This is a genomic window from Salmonella sp. HY31 (genome assembly GCF_042604575.1).
GTDB classification, from domain to species: Bacteria; Pseudomonadota; Gammaproteobacteria; order Enterobacterales; family Enterobacteriaceae; genus Salmonella; species Salmonella diarizonae.
Genome location: NZ_CP170479.1, coordinates 3,031,951 through 3,050,040, shown reverse-complemented (window position 1 = coordinate 3,050,040; position 18,090 = coordinate 3,031,951). Strand labels below are relative to the sequence as shown.

The 18,090-nt window shown below is 53.2% G+C and carries 14 protein-coding genes and 1 pseudogene; 13 read left to right on the top strand and 2 right to left on the bottom strand.

Annotated features, from left to right (window positions below):
- Positions 1 to 250 precede the first annotated feature (250 nt).
- Positions 251 to 2,011: a 30S ribosomal protein S12 methylthiotransferase accessory factor YcaO gene (gene ycaO, locus ACE15A_RS14510; RefSeq protein WP_053509678.1), complete on the bottom strand. Its 1,761-nt coding sequence runs from the start codon at positions 2,009 to 2,011 to the stop codon at positions 251 to 253.
- A 136-nt stretch (positions 2,012 to 2,147) separates the two neighbouring features.
- Here ycaO and ACE15A_RS14505 point away from each other — a divergent pair, with 136 nt between their 5' ends.
- The 13 genes from ACE15A_RS14505 to ACE15A_RS14445 all read left to right on the top strand — a co-directional run bounded on the left by ACE15A_RS14505 (position 2,148) and on the right by ACE15A_RS14445 (position 17,214).
- A complete protein-coding gene (locus ACE15A_RS14505; protein WP_053509614.1) occupies positions 2,148 to 2,840 on the top strand; it encodes a DUF421 domain-containing protein in 693 nt (230 codons plus the stop codon).
- Positions 2,841 to 3,025: 185 nt separating this feature from the next.
- A complete protein-coding gene (serC, locus tag ACE15A_RS14500) occupies positions 3,026 to 4,114 on the top strand; it encodes a 3-phosphoserine/phosphohydroxythreonine transaminase (protein WP_023247064.1) in 1,089 nt (362 codons plus the stop codon).
- Between the two features lie 70 nt (positions 4,115 to 4,184).
- Positions 4,185 to 5,468, top strand: coding sequence for a 3-phosphoshikimate 1-carboxyvinyltransferase (aroA, locus tag ACE15A_RS14495; protein WP_053509616.1), 1,284 nt, complete (start codon positions 4,185 to 4,187; stop codon positions 5,466 to 5,468).
- Positions 5,469 to 5,709: 241 nt separating this feature from the next.
- Complete coding sequence (gene cmk, locus ACE15A_RS14490) at positions 5,710 to 6,393, top strand: (d)CMP kinase (protein ID WP_000125003.1); 684 nt, start codon at positions 5,710 to 5,712, stop codon at positions 6,391 to 6,393.
- A 113-nt stretch (positions 6,394 to 6,506) separates the two neighbouring features.
- On the top strand, positions 6,507 to 8,180 hold the full coding sequence (rpsA, locus tag ACE15A_RS14485) for a 30S ribosomal protein S1 (RefSeq protein ID WP_000140319.1): 1,674 nt from the start codon (positions 6,507 to 6,509) through the stop codon (positions 8,178 to 8,180).
- Between the two features lie 156 nt (positions 8,181 to 8,336).
- Entirely contained in the window at positions 8,337 to 8,621 is a 285-nt protein-coding gene (ihfB, locus tag ACE15A_RS14480) for an integration host factor subunit beta (RefSeq protein WP_000167332.1), read from the top strand.
- 212 nt (positions 8,622 to 8,833) lie between these two features.
- The gene (locus ACE15A_RS14475) at positions 8,834 to 11,098 is read left to right on the top strand and encodes a ComEC family protein (protein WP_053509618.1); all 2,265 of its coding nucleotides are present in this window, start codon (positions 8,834 to 8,836) and stop codon (positions 11,096 to 11,098) included.
- Positions 11,099 to 11,134: 36 nt separating this feature from the next.
- On the top strand, positions 11,135 to 12,883 hold the full coding sequence (gene msbA, locus ACE15A_RS14470; protein ID WP_023247060.1) for a lipid A ABC transporter ATP-binding protein/permease MsbA: 1,749 nt from the start codon (positions 11,135 to 11,137) through the stop codon (positions 12,881 to 12,883).
- Positions 12,880 to 13,857, top strand: coding sequence for a tetraacyldisaccharide 4'-kinase (gene lpxK, locus ACE15A_RS14465; protein WP_023247059.1), 978 nt, complete (start codon positions 12,880 to 12,882; stop codon positions 13,855 to 13,857). Before msbA ends, lpxK begins: the two co-directional genes overlap by 4 nt.
- A 43-nt stretch (positions 13,858 to 13,900) precedes the next feature.
- On the top strand, positions 13,901 to 15,133 hold the full coding sequence (locus ACE15A_RS14460; protein WP_053509622.1) for a winged helix-turn-helix domain-containing protein: 1,233 nt from the start codon (positions 13,901 to 13,903) through the stop codon (positions 15,131 to 15,133).
- Between the two features lie 51 nt (positions 15,134 to 15,184).
- Complete coding sequence (gene ycaR / locus ACE15A_RS14455) at positions 15,185 to 15,367, top strand: protein YcaR (protein ID WP_000350056.1); 183 nt, start codon at positions 15,185 to 15,187, stop codon at positions 15,365 to 15,367.
- A complete protein-coding gene (kdsB, locus tag ACE15A_RS14450) occupies positions 15,364 to 16,110 on the top strand; it encodes a 3-deoxy-manno-octulosonate cytidylyltransferase (protein WP_023247057.1) in 747 nt (248 codons plus the stop codon). Before ycaR ends, kdsB begins: the two co-directional genes overlap by 4 nt.
- A gap of 210 nt (positions 16,111 to 16,320) precedes the next feature.
- A complete protein-coding gene (locus ACE15A_RS14445) occupies positions 16,321 to 17,214 on the top strand; it encodes a YcbJ family phosphotransferase (protein WP_053509624.1) in 894 nt (297 codons plus the stop codon).
- Here the strand turns inward: ACE15A_RS14445 and elyC are convergent.
- A pseudogene (elyC, locus tag ACE15A_RS14440) lies at positions 17,191 to 17,970 on the bottom strand (envelope biogenesis factor ElyC). The gene ACE15A_RS14445 and the pseudogene elyC sit on opposite strands and share 24 nt — an antisense overlap.
- Between the last annotated feature and the right edge of the window lie 120 nt (positions 17,971 to 18,090).

The window sequence follows — 18,090 nt, the reverse complement described above, 5'->3', positions numbered from 1 at the left end:
ATAAATTTTAAAAATTATAATGTGAGTTGAATCTTTTCCCTAATCCTCCTGTTACACGGTTAATTAAAATGGAGTAATCAACAAATAAAGTAACATCACTATGTTAATTAATTTAATATTAACTACCAATATTTAACCTTGTTATTACATTTTTGCCGCCTATCGAAAATAAATATTACGGGGGCCCGAAAGCGCCCCGTAATATAACGCAGCCGATAGTGTAAACCTACCCTAAGACACTCATATGGCCTTATTTTAACCAGTATGCTGCTTTCGCGCGCTGTAATTTATCATAAGCTTTTAACAAGGACTGATGGGCCGGGAACGTTTGCAGATCGTGGTCGACAGTCGGTAGTCCGTAAAAAGCCGCTTCACCGCTAAGCGCGGCGCTGGCGGCTTCTACAGCCTCTGCGCCATACATTTTTATAAAAGCATTGAGATATTGCAGCGGCTGACGCGAGTCTTCTTGCGACAGTAACAGTAACGTTTGCAGGCAACGGTAATAGTTCGCGCGTGTCGGACTAAAGATCGACGAATTGAACTCCATCGTCCATTCTGTCCAGATCAGCGCCTGCTCCAAATCGCCGCCCGCTAACGCCAGCATTGCTTTTAATTCGCCGACACGCAGTGTATGCCAACCATTGTCCGCTCCGGTCGCCAGACCCAGCAGTTCACGCACGCGGGTGAAATCGTCAAAACCTTCTTCATCCAATTGTTCAATCAGATTGAGATAGTCGTCTTTATTCCAGGCGCTACCGGGCAGCGAAAGCAGAATCTCACGAAGATGGCTACCCATATTGTTGTTGGCCAGCCACAGATCTTCGGCAGGATAAATATCAGACATTCCCGGTACGATAATACGACAGGCGTACACGCCGAGATGCTCGTAATCGGCAATGTAAACTTCTTTATCTTCAGCAGCGAAGATGGCCATCAGCGTGGCGAACTCTTCTTCGGTAGTGCCGGAGAAACTCCAGTCCGCGAACGGGTAATCGGCGTCCTGTTTGAACAGATCCCAGGAGATCAGGCCGCTGGAGTCGATGAAGTGGGTCTCCAGATTAGTGTGCTCCGCGACTTCTTCATCATCGAACGTTGGCGGGGTGAAGACATCAAGATCTTTCAGACCGCGTCCCTGGAGTAGCTCGGTCACTGTACGTTCCAGCGCAACGCCAAAGTCAGGATGCGCGCCAAAAGAAGCAAAGCAGGTACCGTTAGCCGGGTTGAACAGCACGACGCAGATAACCGGATACTGACCGCCCAGCGAGCCGTCATAGGCGAAAATCGGGAAACCCTCGGCTTCCAGCGTGGCGATTGATTCCATTACCGCCGGATAACGCGCCATCACCTCTGCAGGAATCTCCGGCAGACTGATGCTTTCCGCAATAATACGATTCTTCACATAGCGCTCGAAGACCTCCGACAGTCCCTGAACGCGGGCTTCATTACACGTATTGCCGGCAGACATCCCGTTAGAGACGTACAGGTTGCCGATGATATTCATCGGAATATACACGGTCTGGTTATCGGACTGACGGGTAAATGGCAGGCCGCAGACGCCGCGTGCTTCATTGCCGGACTGAAGATCAATCAACTGACTTCCGGTGAGTTCATTTTCCGGATCGTAAAACGCGCGCAAACGGGCATCAAGCAGGCCTTCCGGCACGTCGTCATTTTCAGTCAGCGGGAACCACTTTTCGTTCGGGTAATGCACGAACGGCCCGTTGGCGACCGTTTCACCAAGCCAGAAATCAGCAAAAAAGTAGTTGGTTGACAGACGCTCGAAGTATTCGCCCAGCGCCGAGGCCAGCGCCGCTTTTTTGGTCGCGCCTTTTCCGTTGGTAAAGCATAACGCGCACTCTTTATCGCGAATATGCACTGACCAGACGTTTGGCACCGGGTTCAGCCAGGAGGCCTCTTCGATGTGAAAGCCGAGGTCGAGTAACTTTTGCTGGAAGCGGGCGATGGAGTCTTCCAGCGCGGCGTCTTTGCCGGGAATAAATGTTTGCGTCATGAAAATCACTTTTGTCGTACGGAAAGCGCGCAATGATACGGGTTTTATGTGACGGGCGCTATCTCGCCGGGACATCGGCGGAAATAAAAGTATTGGCTATGCTTTTACACAGGAATTCACAGGAAGAGCATAAAAAATGAAGGCATTTGATTTGCAACGAATGGCGCTGGATAACGTGCCGATAGCATTTTTGGGGGAAGTGGCGCTACGTAGCTTTTACACCTTTGTCCTGGTCTTTCTCTTCTTAAAGGTGACAGGACGACGCGGCGTGCGGCAAATGTCGCTTTTTGAAGTGTTGATCATTTTGACATTGGGATCTGCGGCAGGCGACGTCGCGTTTTATGATGATGTTCCGATGCTTCCCGTTCTGGTGGTATTCATCACCCTGGCGCTGCTCTATCGTCTGGTCATGTGGCTGATGGCGCATAGTGAAAAGTTGGAGGATCTACTGGAAGGTAAGTCAGTGGTCGTTGTTGAAGACGGCGAACTGGCGTGGGAAAAACTGCAACGCTCGAATATGACAGAGTTTGAATTTTTTATGGAGCTTCGTTTGAATGGCGTTGAACAACTGGGGCAGATCAGGCTGGCCATCCTTGAGACGAATGGTCAAATTAGCGTCTATTTCTTTGAAGATAAAGACGTGAAGCCGGGATTAAGCATTCTTCCTGAACACTGTACGCCACGCTTTACGGTGGTGCCGGAGGCTGGCGATTATGCCTGTGTACGTTGCAGTGAAGTGGTACGAATGACCGTCGGAGAAAAACAATTATGTCCGCGCTGCGCAAATCCAGAATGGACGAAGGCAAGCCGGGCTAAACGCGTTGTTTAACAGCGAAAATATCGGATTTATACGGTTAATCCGGAAGATTCTGTTGTGTGACGTACGCCGCATTTCCCCCGCGTATTGTTTTACCCATTGCGGCGCGTGTCACTGAATGATAAAACCGATATCCACATGAATAACGTTTGCCTGATGTCTGTCAGGCAGGCAACAATGCAGCGTGGTGAGGGGAAATGGCTCAGGTCTTTAATTTTAGTTCAGGTCCGGCGATGCTACCGGCGGAAGTACTTAAACTGGCGCAACAGGAACTGCGTGACTGGCACGATCTTGGTACGTCGGTAATGGAAATTAGCCATCGAGGCAAAGAATTTATCCAGGTTGCTGAGGAGGCGGAGCAGGATTTTCGCGATCTCCTTAATATCCCCTCCAACTATAAAGTTTTATTTTGTCACGGCGGCGGTCGCGGGCAGTTTGCTGGTGTGCCGCTAAATCTGCTGGGCGATAAAACCACGGCGGATTATGTCGATGCCGGTTACTGGGCGGCGAGCGCCATCAAAGAAGCCAAAAAATACTGTGCGCCGCAGATTATCGACGCCAAAATCACCGTTGACGGCAAACGTGCCGTGAAACCGATGCGCGAGTGGCAGCTTTCCGATAATGCCGCTTATTTACACTATTGCCCGAATGAGACCATTGACGGCATCGCCATTGATGAAACGCCTGATTTTGGCCCGGAGGTGGTCGTCACGGCGGATTTCTCTTCTACCATCCTTTCTGCGCCGCTGGACGTCTCTCGCTATGGCGTGATTTATGCTGGCGCGCAGAAGAATATCGGTCCGGCAGGGCTGACGCTGGTTATCGTCCGGGAGGATCTGTTAGGCAAGGCGCATGAGAGCTGCCCGTCTATCCTCGACTACACCGTCCTGAATGATAACGACTCGATGTTTAATACGCCGCCGACTTTCGCCTGGTATCTTTCCGGTCTGGTGTTCAAATGGTTGAAAGCGCAGGGCGGCGTGGCGGCGATGCACAAAATTAATCAGCAAAAAGCGGAACTGCTGTACGGTGTGATTGATAACAGCGATTTCTACCGTAACGATGTCGCGCAAGCCAATCGTTCGCGGATGAATGTTCCGTTCCAGTTAGCGGACAACGCGCTGGACAAGGTATTTCTGGAAGAGTCTTTCGCCGCCGGTCTCCACGCGTTGAAAGGGCACCGTGTCGTCGGCGGTATGCGTGCCTCTATCTATAACGCCATGCCGATTGAAGGGGTGAAAGCCCTGACCGATTTCATGATCGATTTTGAGCGTCGCCACGGCTAATTCGTTTCTTTTTTCATCCCCACGGTCAGTCTGTGGGGTTTTTATTTCTGTTTTTTGAGAGTTGAGTTTCATGGAATCCCTGACGTTACAACCTATCGCGCGGGTCGATGGCGCCATTAATTTACCTGGCTCCAAAAGTGTTTCAAACCGTGCTTTGCTCCTGGCGGCTTTAGCTTGCGGTAAAACCGTTCTGACGAATCTGCTGGATAGCGATGACGTCCGCCATATGCTCAATGCCCTGAGCGCGCTGGGGATTGATTATACTCTTTCTGCCGATCGCACCCGCTGTGACATCATCGGTAATGGCGGTGCATTGCGCGCGCCAGGCGATCTGGAACTGTTTCTCGGTAATGCCGGAACCGCGATGCGTCCGTTAGCGGCAGCGCTATGCCTGGGTCAAAATGAGACAGTGTTAACCGGCGAACCGCGCATGAAAGAGCGTCCGATAGGCCATCTGGTCGATGCGCTGCGTCAGGGCGGGGCGAATATTGATTACCTGGAACAGGAAAATTATCCGCCCCTGCGTCTGCGCGGCGGTTTTACCGGCGGCGACGTTGAGGTTGACGGTAGCGTTTCCAGCCAGTTCCTTACCGCGCTGCTGATGACCGCGCCGCTGGCGCCTAAAGACACAGTGATCCGTATTAAAGGCGAACTGGTATCAAAACCTTACATCGACATCACGTTAAATTTAATGAAAACCTTTGGCGTGGAGATAGCGAACCATCGCTACCAACAATTTGTCGTGAAGGGCGGTCAACAGTATCAGTCGCCGGGTCGCTATCTGGTCGAGGGCGATGCCTCGTCGGCTTCTTATTTCCTCGCCGCCGGGGCGATAAAAGGCGGTACGGTAAAAGTGACCGGGATTGGCCGTAATAGTATGCAAGGCGATATTCGTTTTGCCGATGTGCTGGAGAAAATGGGCGCGACCATTACCTGGGGCGATGATTTTATTGCCTGTACGCGCGGCGAGCTGCACGCCATAGATATGGATATGAATCATATTCCGGATGCGGCGATGACGATTGCCACCACGGCGCTATTTGCGAAAGGAACCACGACGCTGCGCAATATTTATAACTGGCGGGTGAAAGAAACCGATCGCCTGTTTGCGATGGCGACCGAGCTGCGTAAAGTGGGGGCTGAAGTCGAAGAAGGGCACGATTATATTCGTATCACGCCGCCAGCAAAGCTCCATCACGCGGATATCGGCACGTACAATGACCATCGTATGGCGATGTGCTTTTCACTGGTCGCGCTGTCCGATACGCCAGTCACGATCCTGGACCCTAAATGTACCGCAAAAACGTTCCCTGATTATTTCGAACAACTGGCGCGGATGAGTACGCCAGCCTGATCCTTCTGTTGCGCCAGCCGACAGGCTGGCGCGCCGGTGTCCGCACTCGCGCTATTTTTACAATCACGACTACTGCTAATCTTTCGGGCTGGTTCCTCGTCGGCCCGCTATAATTGCGCAATTATTCCGCATCTGATTACAGACAAAACTGGTTTTTGCACGCAACGTTAACGGTCGCGAGCGTTGGCGCGTATAATGCGCGGCGTTTACGTTAACGGTACGCCTGTTTAAGGAGATAAAGATGACGGCAATTGCCCCGGTAATAACCATTGATGGCCCAAGCGGTGCAGGTAAAGGCACCTTGTGCAAAGCAATGGCGGAAGCATTGCAATGGCATCTGCTGGATTCCGGCGCGATATACCGCGTACTGGCGCTGGCGGCATTGCATCACCATGTCGATCTCGCCTCTGAAGATGCGCTGGTGCCGCTGGCGTCCCATCTGGATGTGCGTTTCGTCTCAACGGACGGCAATCTGGAGGTTATCCTGGAAGGCGAGGACGTTAGCGGCGAAATCCGTACGCAGGAAGTCGCGAACGCGGCATCCCAGGTGGCGGCGTTTCCACGCGTGCGTGAAGCGCTTCTTCGTCGCCAACGCGCGTTCCGCGAAGCGCCCGGTTTAATCGCCGATGGGCGCGATATGGGCACCGTGGTCTTCCCGGATGCGCCGGTAAAAATTTTCCTTGACGCCTCCTCGGAAGAACGTGCGCATCGACGCATGCTACAGTTGCAGGAGAAGGGCTTTAGTGTTAACTTTGAACGCCTTTTGGCCGAGATCAAGGAACGCGACGATCGCGATCGTAATCGCGCTGTAGCGCCGTTAGTTCCTGCTGCTGATGCATTAGTTTTGGATTCTACCCGATTAAGCATTGAGCAAGTGATTGAAAAAGCGTTACAATACGCGCGCCAAAAATTGGCTCTCGCTTAAATGCGACCGAATTTGCAGTACCCCCGCTGCAAGGGAATGACAGCGGGTATGTTAAACAACCCCATCCGGCACGGAGCCAGGTGGACGTTAAATATGAAACCTGAAGATTAAACATGACTGAATCTTTTGCTCAACTCTTTGAAGAATCCTTAAAAGAAATCGAAACCCGCCCGGGTTCCATCGTTCGTGGTGTTGTTGTTGCTATCGATAAAGATATCGTACTGGTTGACGCTGGTCTGAAATCTGAATCCGCCATTCCGGCTGAGCAGTTCAAAAACGCCCAGGGCGAACTGGAAATCCAGGTTGGTGACGAAGTTGACGTTGCTCTGGATGCAGTAGAAGACGGCTTCGGTGAAACTCTGCTCTCTCGTGAGAAAGCTAAACGTCACGAAGCATGGATCACGCTGGAAAAAGCTTACGAAGATGCTGAAACTGTTACCGGTGTTATCAACGGCAAAGTTAAGGGTGGCTTCACTGTTGAGCTGAACGGTATTCGCGCGTTCCTGCCGGGTTCTCTGGTCGACGTTCGTCCGGTGCGCGACACTCTGCACCTGGAAGGCAAAGAGCTTGAATTCAAAGTAATCAAGCTGGACCAGAAACGTAACAACGTTGTGGTTTCTCGTCGTGCCGTTATCGAATCTGAAAACAGCGCAGAACGCGATCAGCTGCTGGAAAACCTGCAGGAAGGCATGGAAGTTAAAGGTATCGTTAAGAACCTCACTGACTACGGTGCATTCGTTGATCTGGGCGGCGTTGACGGCCTGCTGCACATCACGGACATGGCCTGGAAACGCGTTAAGCATCCGAGCGAAATCGTGAATGTTGGCGACGAAATCAACGTTAAAGTGTTGAAGTTCGATCGCGAACGTACCCGTGTATCCCTGGGCCTGAAACAGCTGGGCGAAGATCCGTGGGTTGCTATCGCTAAACGTTATCCGGAAGGTACCAAACTGACCGGTCGCGTGACCAACCTGACCGACTACGGCTGCTTCGTTGAAATTGAAGAAGGCGTTGAAGGCCTGGTTCACGTTTCCGAAATGGACTGGACCAACAAAAACATCCACCCGTCCAAAGTGGTTAACGTTGGCGACGTAGTGGAAGTGATGGTTCTGGATATCGACGAAGAACGTCGTCGTATCTCCTTAGGGTTGAAGCAGTGCAAATCTAACCCGTGGCAGCAGTTCGCAGAAACCCACAACAAGGGCGACCGCGTTGAAGGTAAAATCAAGTCTATCACTGACTTCGGTATCTTCATCGGCCTGGACGGCGGCATCGACGGCCTGGTTCACCTGTCTGACATCTCCTGGAACGTTGCAGGCGAAGAAGCAGTTCGTGAATACAAAAAAGGCGACGAAATCGCTGCAGTTGTTCTGCAGGTTGACGCAGAGCGTGAACGTATCTCCCTGGGCGTTAAACAGCTCGCAGAAGATCCGTTCAACAACTGGGTTGCCCTGAACAAGAAAGGCGCTATCGTAACCGGTAAAGTGACTGCAGTTGACGCTAAAGGCGCAACCGTAGAACTGGCTGACGGTGTTGAAGGTTACCTGCGTGCTTCTGAAGCATCCCGTGACCGCGTTGAAGATGCAACTCTGGTTCTGAGCGTTGGCGACGACGTTGAAGCTAAATTCACCGGCGTTGATCGTAAAAACCGCGCAATCAGCCTGTCTGTTCGTGCGAAAGACGAAGCTGACGAGAAAGATGCAATCGCAACTGTTAACAAACAGGAAGATGCAAACTTCTCTAACAACGCAATGGCTGAAGCATTCAAAGCAGCTAAAGGCGAGTAATTCTCTGGAACTTCGGGCATTTTAGTCCGAAGTATAACGAGTTTACTTGACAGATTGCAGGATTCGTCCTGTAATCAAGCACTAAGGGCGGCTACGGCCGCCCTTAATCAATCTAACGGCTGCAGCCAAATTTGCCTTTAAGGAACCGGAGGAATCATGACCAAGTCAGAATTGATTGAAAGACTTGCAACCCAGCAATCTCACATTCCCGCTAAGGCGGTTGAAGACGCAGTAAAAGAGATGCTGGAGCATATGGCCTCGACTCTTGCGCAGGGCGAGCGTATTGAAATCCGCGGTTTCGGCAGTTTTTCTTTGCACTATCGCGCGCCTCGTACCGGACGTAACCCCAAGACCGGTGATAAAGTGGAACTGGAAGGAAAATACGTTCCTCACTTTAAACCAGGTAAAGAACTGCGCGATCGCGCCAATATTTACGGTTAAGTTTTAACGCAAAACTTAAATCCGAAAAAAGCACCGTCAGGGTGCTTTTTTCATTTATACGCCGTCAGGCGCAAACTGGAAAGCGTTTCGCATTTTTTGCTGCGCCTTACATTTGCCGGGTAAAAAACCTGGAATCCGCGCCGTATAGCACAAAATCCCCACCAGACAATGGCGTCCTGAACCTGCACACTTTCCTGCACAGGGAGGTGTCTATGAAGATAACGACGGTCAGCGTATGCGTAGTATGCGGCATACTTCCACTTACGATATTGCCAGTATTACCCGACACGTGGATTCTCGCGACGCTGTTTTGTCTGGCATGTTTACTTTGCCTCATTCCTCACCACTATGCGCGCTACGCGGCATTAACCTTGCTCTTTTTCCTGTGGGGAATATTTGCCGCCAGGCAGGCCATTTGGGCGGGTAACGTCCTGCCCGCCGCGACGCAGGAGGCGACAGTCGTCATTACCGCCACCGATCATATGACGACCCATTATGGGCGAATTACCCATTTGCGCGGAAAGCCGCTCTTTCCTGCTGTAGGGGTTGTCCTGTATGGTCAGTACTTACCCACGGAAGTGTGTGCCGGGCAACAGTGGGCGATGACGCTGAAGGTCAGAGCGATACACGGTCAGCTTAACGAAGGCGGTTTTGATAGCCAACGCTACTCACTGGCGCAGCACCAACCATTGACCGGGCGTTTTCTACAGGCTAAAGCCATTAACCCAGAGTGTAGCTTGCGTGCGCGCTACCTTGCTTCGCTTCGCGCTACGCTTGCGCCTTATCCGTGGCAGCAGGTTATTCTGGCGTTGGGAATGGGGGAGCGGGGAGCGGTGTCGCAGGAGGTGAAAGCCATTATGCGCGATACAGGGACCGCCCATTTGATGGCGATTTCCGGCCTGCATATCGCTTTTGCCGCGTTATTGGCTGCCGGGTTAATCCGCGGCGGGCAATTCTTTTTGCCGGTCAGATGGATTCGTTGGCAGACGCCATTGCTGGGCGGCATTCTTTGCGCGATGTGTTATGCATGGCTTACCGGCTTACAACCGCCTGCGCTGCGCACGATGGTGGCGCTGAGCGTCTGGGGAGGATTAAAATTAAGCGGACGACAGTGGAGCGGCTGGCAAGTCTGGTGCTGCTGTCTGGCCGCGATTATTTTCGCCGATCCTGTGGCGGTTATATCGCAAAGTCTTTGGCTGTCAGCATTTGCGGTTGCCGGCCTGTTATTCTGGTATCAGTGGTTTCCTGCGCCAAACGGAAATTTTCCACGGGGCGTACGCTGGTTGCTTAACCTGCTTCACCTACAGGCAGGCATTACACTTCTGCTTTTGCCTCTCCAGGTGGCGCTTTTTCATGGCATAAGCGTTACCGCAATACTGGCGAATCTTTTTGCCGTACCCTGGGTCACATTTTTGACGGTTCCGCTCATCCTGGCGGGAATGATTCTGCATTTAACCGGGCCGCTTTTTCTTGAAGAGTGGGTATGGTTCCTGACCGATCGCGCGTTAGCCGCGCTATTTTACCTATTGAATGCTTTACCGCAGGGCTGGGTGAATATTGATAACCGTTGGCAGTGGCTGACGCTATCGCCCTGGTTAACGCTTATCGCGTGGCGATTAAACGTCTGGCGTACCTGGCCGGCGGTCTGTTTATGCGGGTTATTGCTGATGAGCTGGCCACTCTGGCGGCCGATAAACGCCAGCGGATGGCAGGTGCATATGCTGGATGTCGGTCAGGGGCTGGCGATAGCGATCGTCAGGGGCGATAAAGTAATACTCTACGATACCGGCCGGGCATGGCCGGAGGGCGATAGCGGGCAACAGGTTATTATTCCCTGGTTGCGCTGGCATAATCTGACGCCGGAGGGCGTTATTTTGAGTCATGAGCATCTGGATCATCGGGGCGGGCTGCGTTCGCTACAGCGGGTCTGGCCGTCAATGTGGATTCGCAGCCCGTTAGGCTGGCAGGGACATTTGCCCTGTTTTCGCGGCGAGCAGTGGCAATGGCAGGGGCTGACGTTTCAGGCGCACTGGCCGTTACGCGAAAGTACCGATCGAGGAAATAACCGCTCTTGTGTGGTCAAAGTGGATGATGGCGTACACAGCATCCTGTTCACGGGCGATATTGAAGCGGGCGCTGAACAAAAAATGCTAAGTCGTTACTGGCGACATCTTGCGGCGACGTTTATCCAGGTGCCGCATCATGGCAGTAATACGTCGTCGTCGCTACCGCTTATTCAGCGGGTACATGGTAAAGCGGCGCTGGCGTCCGCCTCGCGCTATAACGCATGGCGGCTGCCGTCACGTAAGGTAAAACAGCGCTACCGACAGCAGGCGTATCAGTGGCTTGATACACCCCACCAGGGGCAAATTTCGCTGCGGTTTTCTCCGCAGGGCTGGCGCATACAAGGCTTACGGGATCAAATTTTACCTCGTTGGTATCATCAGTGGTTTGGCGTGCCCGAGGATAACGGGTAGAATATGCGGCTATTTCAACAAATGCTGGTTTTTTGAATGCATAACGATAAAGATCTCTCTACGTGGCAGACCTTCCGCCGACTGTGGCCAACCATAGCGCCTTTTAAAGCAGGTCTGATCGTGGCGGGCATAGCGTTAATTCTCAACGCAGCCAGCGATACCTTCATGTTATCGCTCCTCAAGCCATTACTGGATGATGGTTTCGGTAAAACGGATCGCTCAGTGTTGCTGTGGATGCCGCTGGTGGTTATTGGGCTGATGGTATTACGAGGCATCACCAGCTATGTCTCCAGCTACTGTATTTCATGGGTGTCAGGCAAGGTGGTAATGACCATGCGCCGTCGCCTGTTTGGTCATATGATGGGAATGCCCGTCGCCTTCTTTGATAAACAGTCTACCGGTACGCTGCTGTCGCGTATTACTTACGATTCAGAACAGGTTGCCTCTTCTTCATCTGGCGCGCTGATTACCGTGGTGCGTGAAGGGGCATCGATCATCGGATTGTTTATCATGATGTTCTATTACAGCTGGCAGTTGTCGATCATCTTGGTTGTTTTAGCGCCGATTGTGTCGATTGCGATTCGCGTTGTCTCAAAGCGGTTCCGCAGCATCAGTAAAAATATGCAGAACACGATGGGACAAGTGACTACCAGCGCCGAACAAATGTTAAAAGGGCATAAAGAGGTACTGATTTTCGGCGGTCAGGAAGTCGAAACTAAACGCTTTGATAAAGTCAGCAATAAGATGCGACTACAAGGCATGAAAATGGTCTCAGCCTCGTCAATTTCCGATCCTATCATTCAGCTCATTGCCTCGCTGGCGCTGGCGTTTGTCCTCTATGCAGCGAGCTTCCCAAGCGTAATGGATAGCCTGACGGCTGGGACCATCACCGTGGTGTTCTCCTCCATGATCGCGCTGATGCGTCCGTTAAAATCGCTGACAAACGTTAACGCGCAGTTCCAGCGTGGGATGGCGGCTTGTCAGACGTTGTTTGCAATTCTGGACAGCGAACAGGAGAAAGATGAAGGTAAACGTGTCATTGACCGCGCGACCGGCGATCTTGAATTCCGCAATGTGACGTTTACTTACCCGGGCCGTGAAGTTCCGGCATTGCGTAACATCAATTTGAAAATTCCTGCGGGGAAAACCGTGGCGCTGGTGGGGCGTTCCGGATCGGGTAAATCGACTATCGCCAGCCTGATCACGCGCTTCTACGATATTGATGAAGGACACATCCTGATGGATGGTCACGATCTGCGCGAATACACTCTGGCCTCTCTACGTAATCAGGTGGCTCTGGTTTCGCAAAACGTGCATCTGTTTAACGACACGGTCGCCAATAACATTGCTTATGCACGGACGGAAGAATACAGCCGCGAGCAGATTGAAGAGGCGGCGCGCATGGCCTATGCCATGGACTTTATCAACAAGATGGATAATGGTCTGGATACCATCATCGGCGAAAATGGCGTACTGCTTTCCGGCGGTCAGCGCCAGCGTATCGCGATTGCCCGCGCCTTACTGCGCGACAGCCCGATTTTGATCCTTGATGAAGCCACGTCCGCGCTGGATACCGAGTCTGAACGTGCGATTCAGGCGGCGCTGGATGAACTGCAGAAAAACCGTACCTCGCTGGTGATTGCGCACCGTCTCTCCACCATTGAACAGGCGGATGAGATCGTTGTGGTCGAAGATGGCATTATCGTTGAGCGCGGCACTCATAGCGAGCTGCTGGCGCAACGCGGCGTTTACGCCCAGCTACATAAGATGCAATTTGGCCAATGATTGCGCGTATCTGGTCGGGTGAATCCCCACTATGGCGGTTACTGCTGCCGCTCTCCTGGCTGTATGGCCTGGTGAGCGGGGCGATTCGTCTGAGCTATAAGCTTGGTCTTCAACGCGCCTGGCGAGCGCCGGTACCGGTGGTTGTGGTAGGGAATCTCACGGCCGGCGGTAACGGTAAAACGCCGGTGGTAATCTGGCTGGTGGAGCAGTTGCAACGGCGTGGCATGCGCGTGGGGGTCGTTTCTCGTGGCTACGGCGGGAAAGCCGCGGCTTATCCGCTACTCCTGACGCCGGAGACGACAACCGCAGAAGCGGGAGATGAACCAGTATTGATCTATCAACGGACCTGTGCGCCTGTCGCGGTTGCGCCTGAACGCGCCGCGGCGGTGAAAGCGATTCTGGCGGCGCATGATGTGCAGATCATTATCACCGACGATGGGTTACAACATTACCGACTGGCGCGAGATATTGAAATTGTGGTGATTGACGGCGTGCGCCGATTTGGCAACGGCTGGTGGCTTCCCGCCGGTCCTATGCGCGAACGCGCCAGTCGCCTGAAAACCGTGGACGCCGCCATCGTGAATGGCGGCGTCGCCCGGGCGGGCGAAATACCCATGCAGCTAGCGCCTGGACTGGCGGTGAACTTACGTACGGGAGCGCGTTGCGACGTAGCGCAACTGAGCAATATTGTGGCGATGGCGGGCATTGGTCATCCGCCGCGCTTTTTCGCAACGCTGGAATCCTGCGGCGCGCATCCGCAAAAGTGCGTCCCGCTGGCGGATCACCAGACGCTTGCCCCTGCTGAGGTTCAGGCTCTGGTCAGCGAGGGGCAGACCCTGGTAATGACGGAAAAAGACGCGGTGAAATGCCGTGCTTTTGCCGAGGAAAACTGGTGGTTTTTACCGGTTGATGCGCGTTTGTCCGGCGAGCAGCCTGATAAGTTGCTTGAGCATATCACCTCGCTGGTTCGCTAGCGCACCCTAATGCAGCGGCAGTGATGAATTTATGGAGTTATGAATGTCATTGCCGTACCTCTCTCTTTCCCAGGCCCGTTGTCTCCATCTTGCTGCGCAGGGGCTATTGAAAAAGCCGCGCCGTAACGCGATGCCTGGCGATGTTCTTGCCGCCATTTCACGTATGGCGTTGCTGCAAATTGATACCATCAATGTTGTCGCGCGTAGCCCCTATCTGGTGCTGTTTAGCCGTCTCGGCTCGTACCCACAGGCCTGGCTGGATGAGGCGCTGCTACGCGGCGAGCTGATGGAATACTGGGCGCATGAGGCCTGTTTCTTACCACGCCGCGACTTCAAACTTATCCGTCATCGTATGCTGTCGCCGGAAAAGATGGGCTGGAAATATCGCGCGGCATGGATGCATGACCATGAGGCAGAAATAGAACAGCTAGTGCGGCATATCCAGGAGCACGGTCCGGTGCGTTCTGCCGATTTTGAACATGCGCAGAAAGGTGTCAGCGGCTGGTGGGAATGGAAACCGCATAAACGCCACCTTGAGGGATTATTTACCGCCGGAAAGGTCATGGTTGTTGAGCGGCGTAATTTTCAACGCGTATATGATTTAACGTACCGTGTGATGCCGCATTGGGATGATGAACGCGATGGACTGTTACAGCCGCAGGCGGAACGTCTGATGCTGGATAATAGCGCGCGCAGTCTGGGGATTTTCCGTGAACAGTGGCTGGCGGATTACTACCGCCTGAAACGTCCTGACCTGAAGGGATGGCGGGAGAGCCGGGCGAAACAGCAGCAGATTATTCCGGTCGAGGTGGAAACGTTGGGGCGGATGTGGCTTCATGCCGATCTTTTTTCGCAGCTTGAACCGGCGCTGAATAACACCTTAAAGGCGACCCATAGCGCAGTGCTGTCGCCTTTCGACCCCGTAGTATGGGATCGTAAGCGGGCAGCGCAGCTCTTCGCATTCAACTACCGGCTGGAATGTTATACGCCCGCGGCGAAGCGCCAGTACGGTTATTTTGTGCTGCCGCTATTATACCGGGGCCGTTTAGTCGGGCGAATGGACGCCAAAATGCACCGTAAAACGGGGGGGCTTGAGGTCATCTCGCTGTATCTGGAGGACGATATTCGCCCTGGCGCTAGTCTGCAAAAAGGAATTTTGCAGGCCATTAGCGCGTTTGCCACCTGGCAACGGGCATCGCGCGTGACGTTGGGACAATGTCCGCCAGGCTTGTTTAGCGGCATGCGTCACGGCTGGGAAATAGACCCTGCACCATAACCGATTATGTTAATATTGAAGGATTCACAATCCGGTCCATCTGGAGGAACTATGGATCATCGTCTGCTTGAAATCATCGCCTGCCCGGTATGCAATGGCAAACTCTGGTACAACCAGGAAAAGCAAGAATTAATTTGCAAACTGGATAATCTGGCTTTCCCGTTACGCGACGGCATTCCTGTATTGCTGGAAAATGAAGCTCGCTCCCTGACATCTGATGAGAGTAAATCATGAGTTTCGTCGTGATCATTCCGGCCCGTTTTTCATCTACCCGACTGCCAGGCAAACCATTGCTGGATATCAATGGCAAGCCCATGATTGTTCATGTCCTGGAGCGGGCGCGCGAATCTGGCGCGGAACGCATTATTGTCGCGACCGATCATGAAGATGTGGCCCATGCGGTAGACGCGGCTGGCGGCGAAGTGTGCATGACGCGCGCCGATCACCAGTCCGGTACCGAACGGTTAGCGGAAGTGGTAGAGAAGTGCGGATTCAGCGACGATACCGTTATTGTGAACGTCCAGGGCGATGAGCCGATGATCCCGGCGGTTATTATTCGCCAGGTCGCAGAAAATCTGGCGCAGCGCCAGGTTGGCATGGCGACGCTGGCGGCGCCGATTCACAGCGCCGAAGAGGCATTTAATCCGAATGCGGTGAAAGTTGTGCTGGATGCCGAAGGCTATGCGCTCTACTTCTCCCGGGCGACGATTCCCTGGGATCGCGATCGCTTTGCAAAAAGTCTGGAAACGGTAGGGGATACTTGCCTGCGCCACTTGGGCATTTACGGCTATCGCGCGGGTTTTATCCGCCGTTACGTGAGCTGGCAGCCCAGCCCGCTTGAACATATTGAAATGCTGGAGCAACTCCGTGTGCTGTGGTACGGCGAAAAAATTCATGTCGCTGTCGCCAAAGCGGTGCCTGGTACGGGCGTAGACACCGCCGACGACCTTGAGCGCGTTCGCGCCGAAATGCGTTAATATGACCCTGTTCATGATCGTCGCAGACGGTCATGAACAGCCCTGTATGGTAGCGCAAAGATGAATACTCACGTCTGCTCGCCAGTGACCCTTCTCTCGTACCGTTACGATTTTCCTCATTTTTCTTTTCTTCTCTTGATCTCATACGGGTGACATCTGTCCATACGACGCTCATTATTAAAGCAGTAGCACTAATGGGGGTAATCTGGAATGGAACAGTTGCGGGCCGAACTCAGCCATTTACTGGGTGAAAAACTTAGCCGTATAGAGTGTGTAAATGAGAAAGCGGATTCCGCATTGTGGTCATTATATGACAGCCAGGGAAATCCGATGCCGCTGATGGCGCGAAGCTTTACAACTCCCGGCGTGGCGCAGCAACTGGCATGGAAAACCTCAATGCTGGCGCGTAGCGGTACGGTGAGGATGCCGGTAATCTATGGCGTATTGACGCATGAAGAGCATCCTGGTCCGGATGTGCTGCTGTTGGAACGACTGCGCGGCGTGTCGGTAGAGGCGCCAGCGCGCACGCCGGAACGCTGGGAACAGCTAAAAGATCAGATTGTTGAAGGATTGCTAGCCTGGCATCGGCAGGATAGCCGCGGTTGCGTTGGCGCCGTAGACCATACTCAGGAAAATATCTGGCCTTCCTGGTATCGCCAGCGGGTGGAGGTGCTGTGGACGACGCTAAACCAGTTCAGCAATACCGGCTTAACGATGCAGGACAAACGCATTCTGTTTCGCACCAGAGAGTGTCTTCCTTCGTTATTTGAGGGGTTTAATGACAACTGCGTACTGGTGCATGGTAACTTCTGCCTGCGCAGTATGCTTAAAGACGCCCGTAGCGATCAGCTCCTGGCGATGGTCGGCCCCGGGCTGATGCTGTGGGCGCCGAGAGAGTTCGAACTGTTTCGCCTGATGGATAATCCCTTGGCGGAGGGATTGCTTTGGCATTATCTGCAACGCGCGCCAGTGGCGGAGTCATTCATCTGGCGGCGTTGGCTCTATGTGCTGTGGGACGAGGTTGCGCAGTTGGTGAATACCGGGCGTTTTAACCGTACCAATTTTGATCTGGCGGCGAAATCATTGCTCCCCTGGCTTGCCTGATGCCCCTTTCAGCCATTGCCAGAGTCGTCCTAATGTTTCATACCCAGCGCGATCGCTATGCATTAGCCAGACCGGGGACGGAATTGCCCGCTCCCAGGGATTGAGTGGCGAATCGATCGCCAACTGATTCGCTGGCGCAGGAAGCGGGTTCAACCCGACATGCTGAAAAAAGATCATCGCGCGTGGCAAATGCGAGGCGGATGTCACCAGCAGGAAAGGTGCGTCGCCGATGGCCTGCTTAACGGCGGCGGCTTCTTCTTGCGTATCTTTTGGCTTATCCAGCGTAATAATATCGCTACGCGGTACGCCCAGCGACTGCGCCACTCGCGCGCCGACTTCCGCCGTGCTTACCGTATTGGTTTTTGCTACACTGCCGGTAAAAATCAGCTTTGCTCCCGGATTCGCTCGCCATAGTCGAATGCCCTCCGCAAGCCGCGGCAAACTGTTGTTAATTAAATTAGAGCTCGGCGCCCACTGCGGGTTCCAGGTATAACCGCCGCCGAGAACCACAATATACTCCACCTTTTGCGGACCCTGCCAGGTGGGGTAGCGGTTTTCTATCGGACGCAGCAGATGGTCAGCGACGGGTTGCAGGCTTAATAGCAATAGCGCCAGTCAACCTACGCTGATAAATACTTTTCCGGTCTTCTGAAAGCGGCTAAACCAGACCAGCACCAGGCCGACGCCAATCATCAGCAACATCAGCGGGAGCGGCAACAACATACCGCCAATCACTTTCTTTAGCGTAAAAAGCATCCTTTTTGGTTCCTTTTTTAACCATATAGCGGAGGATTAACGGTGATATTACACCAGACAGGTTCATTCTCGCCGTGGCTGTGACAAAATAGCGGTTTTATCAGATAACGCCTGAGCCAG

Excerpts from the sequence above, each read along its gene's own strand:
- ycaO (WP_053509678.1), bottom strand. The coding sequence starts at position 2,011 with ATGACGCAAACATTTATTCCCGGCAAAGACGCCGCGCTGGAAGACTCC.
- ACE15A_RS14505 (WP_053509614.1), top strand. The coding sequence starts at position 2,148 with ATGAAGGCATTTGATTTGCAACGAATGGCGCTGGATAACGTGCCGATA.
- serC (WP_023247064.1), top strand. The coding sequence starts at position 3,026 with ATGGCTCAGGTCTTTAATTTTAGTTCAGGTCCGGCGATGCTACCGGCG.
- aroA (WP_053509616.1), top strand. The coding sequence starts at position 4,185 with ATGGAATCCCTGACGTTACAACCTATCGCGCGGGTCGATGGCGCCATT.
- cmk (WP_000125003.1), top strand. The coding sequence starts at position 5,710 with ATGACGGCAATTGCCCCGGTAATAACCATTGATGGCCCAAGCGGTGCA.
- rpsA (WP_000140319.1), top strand. The coding sequence starts at position 6,507 with ATGACTGAATCTTTTGCTCAACTCTTTGAAGAATCCTTAAAAGAAATC.
- ihfB (WP_000167332.1), top strand. The coding sequence starts at position 8,337 with ATGACCAAGTCAGAATTGATTGAAAGACTTGCAACCCAGCAATCTCAC.
- ACE15A_RS14475 (WP_053509618.1), top strand. The coding sequence starts at position 8,834 with ATGAAGATAACGACGGTCAGCGTATGCGTAGTATGCGGCATACTTCCA.
- msbA (WP_023247060.1), top strand. The coding sequence starts at position 11,135 with ATGCATAACGATAAAGATCTCTCTACGTGGCAGACCTTCCGCCGACTG.
- lpxK (WP_023247059.1), top strand. The coding sequence starts at position 12,880 with ATGATTGCGCGTATCTGGTCGGGTGAATCCCCACTATGGCGGTTACTG.
- ACE15A_RS14460 (WP_053509622.1), top strand. The coding sequence starts at position 13,901 with ATGTCATTGCCGTACCTCTCTCTTTCCCAGGCCCGTTGTCTCCATCTT.
- ycaR (WP_000350056.1), top strand. The coding sequence starts at position 15,185 with ATGGATCATCGTCTGCTTGAAATCATCGCCTGCCCGGTATGCAATGGC.
- kdsB (WP_023247057.1), top strand. The coding sequence starts at position 15,364 with ATGAGTTTCGTCGTGATCATTCCGGCCCGTTTTTCATCTACCCGACTG.
- ACE15A_RS14445 (WP_053509624.1), top strand. The coding sequence starts at position 16,321 with ATGGAACAGTTGCGGGCCGAACTCAGCCATTTACTGGGTGAAAAACTT.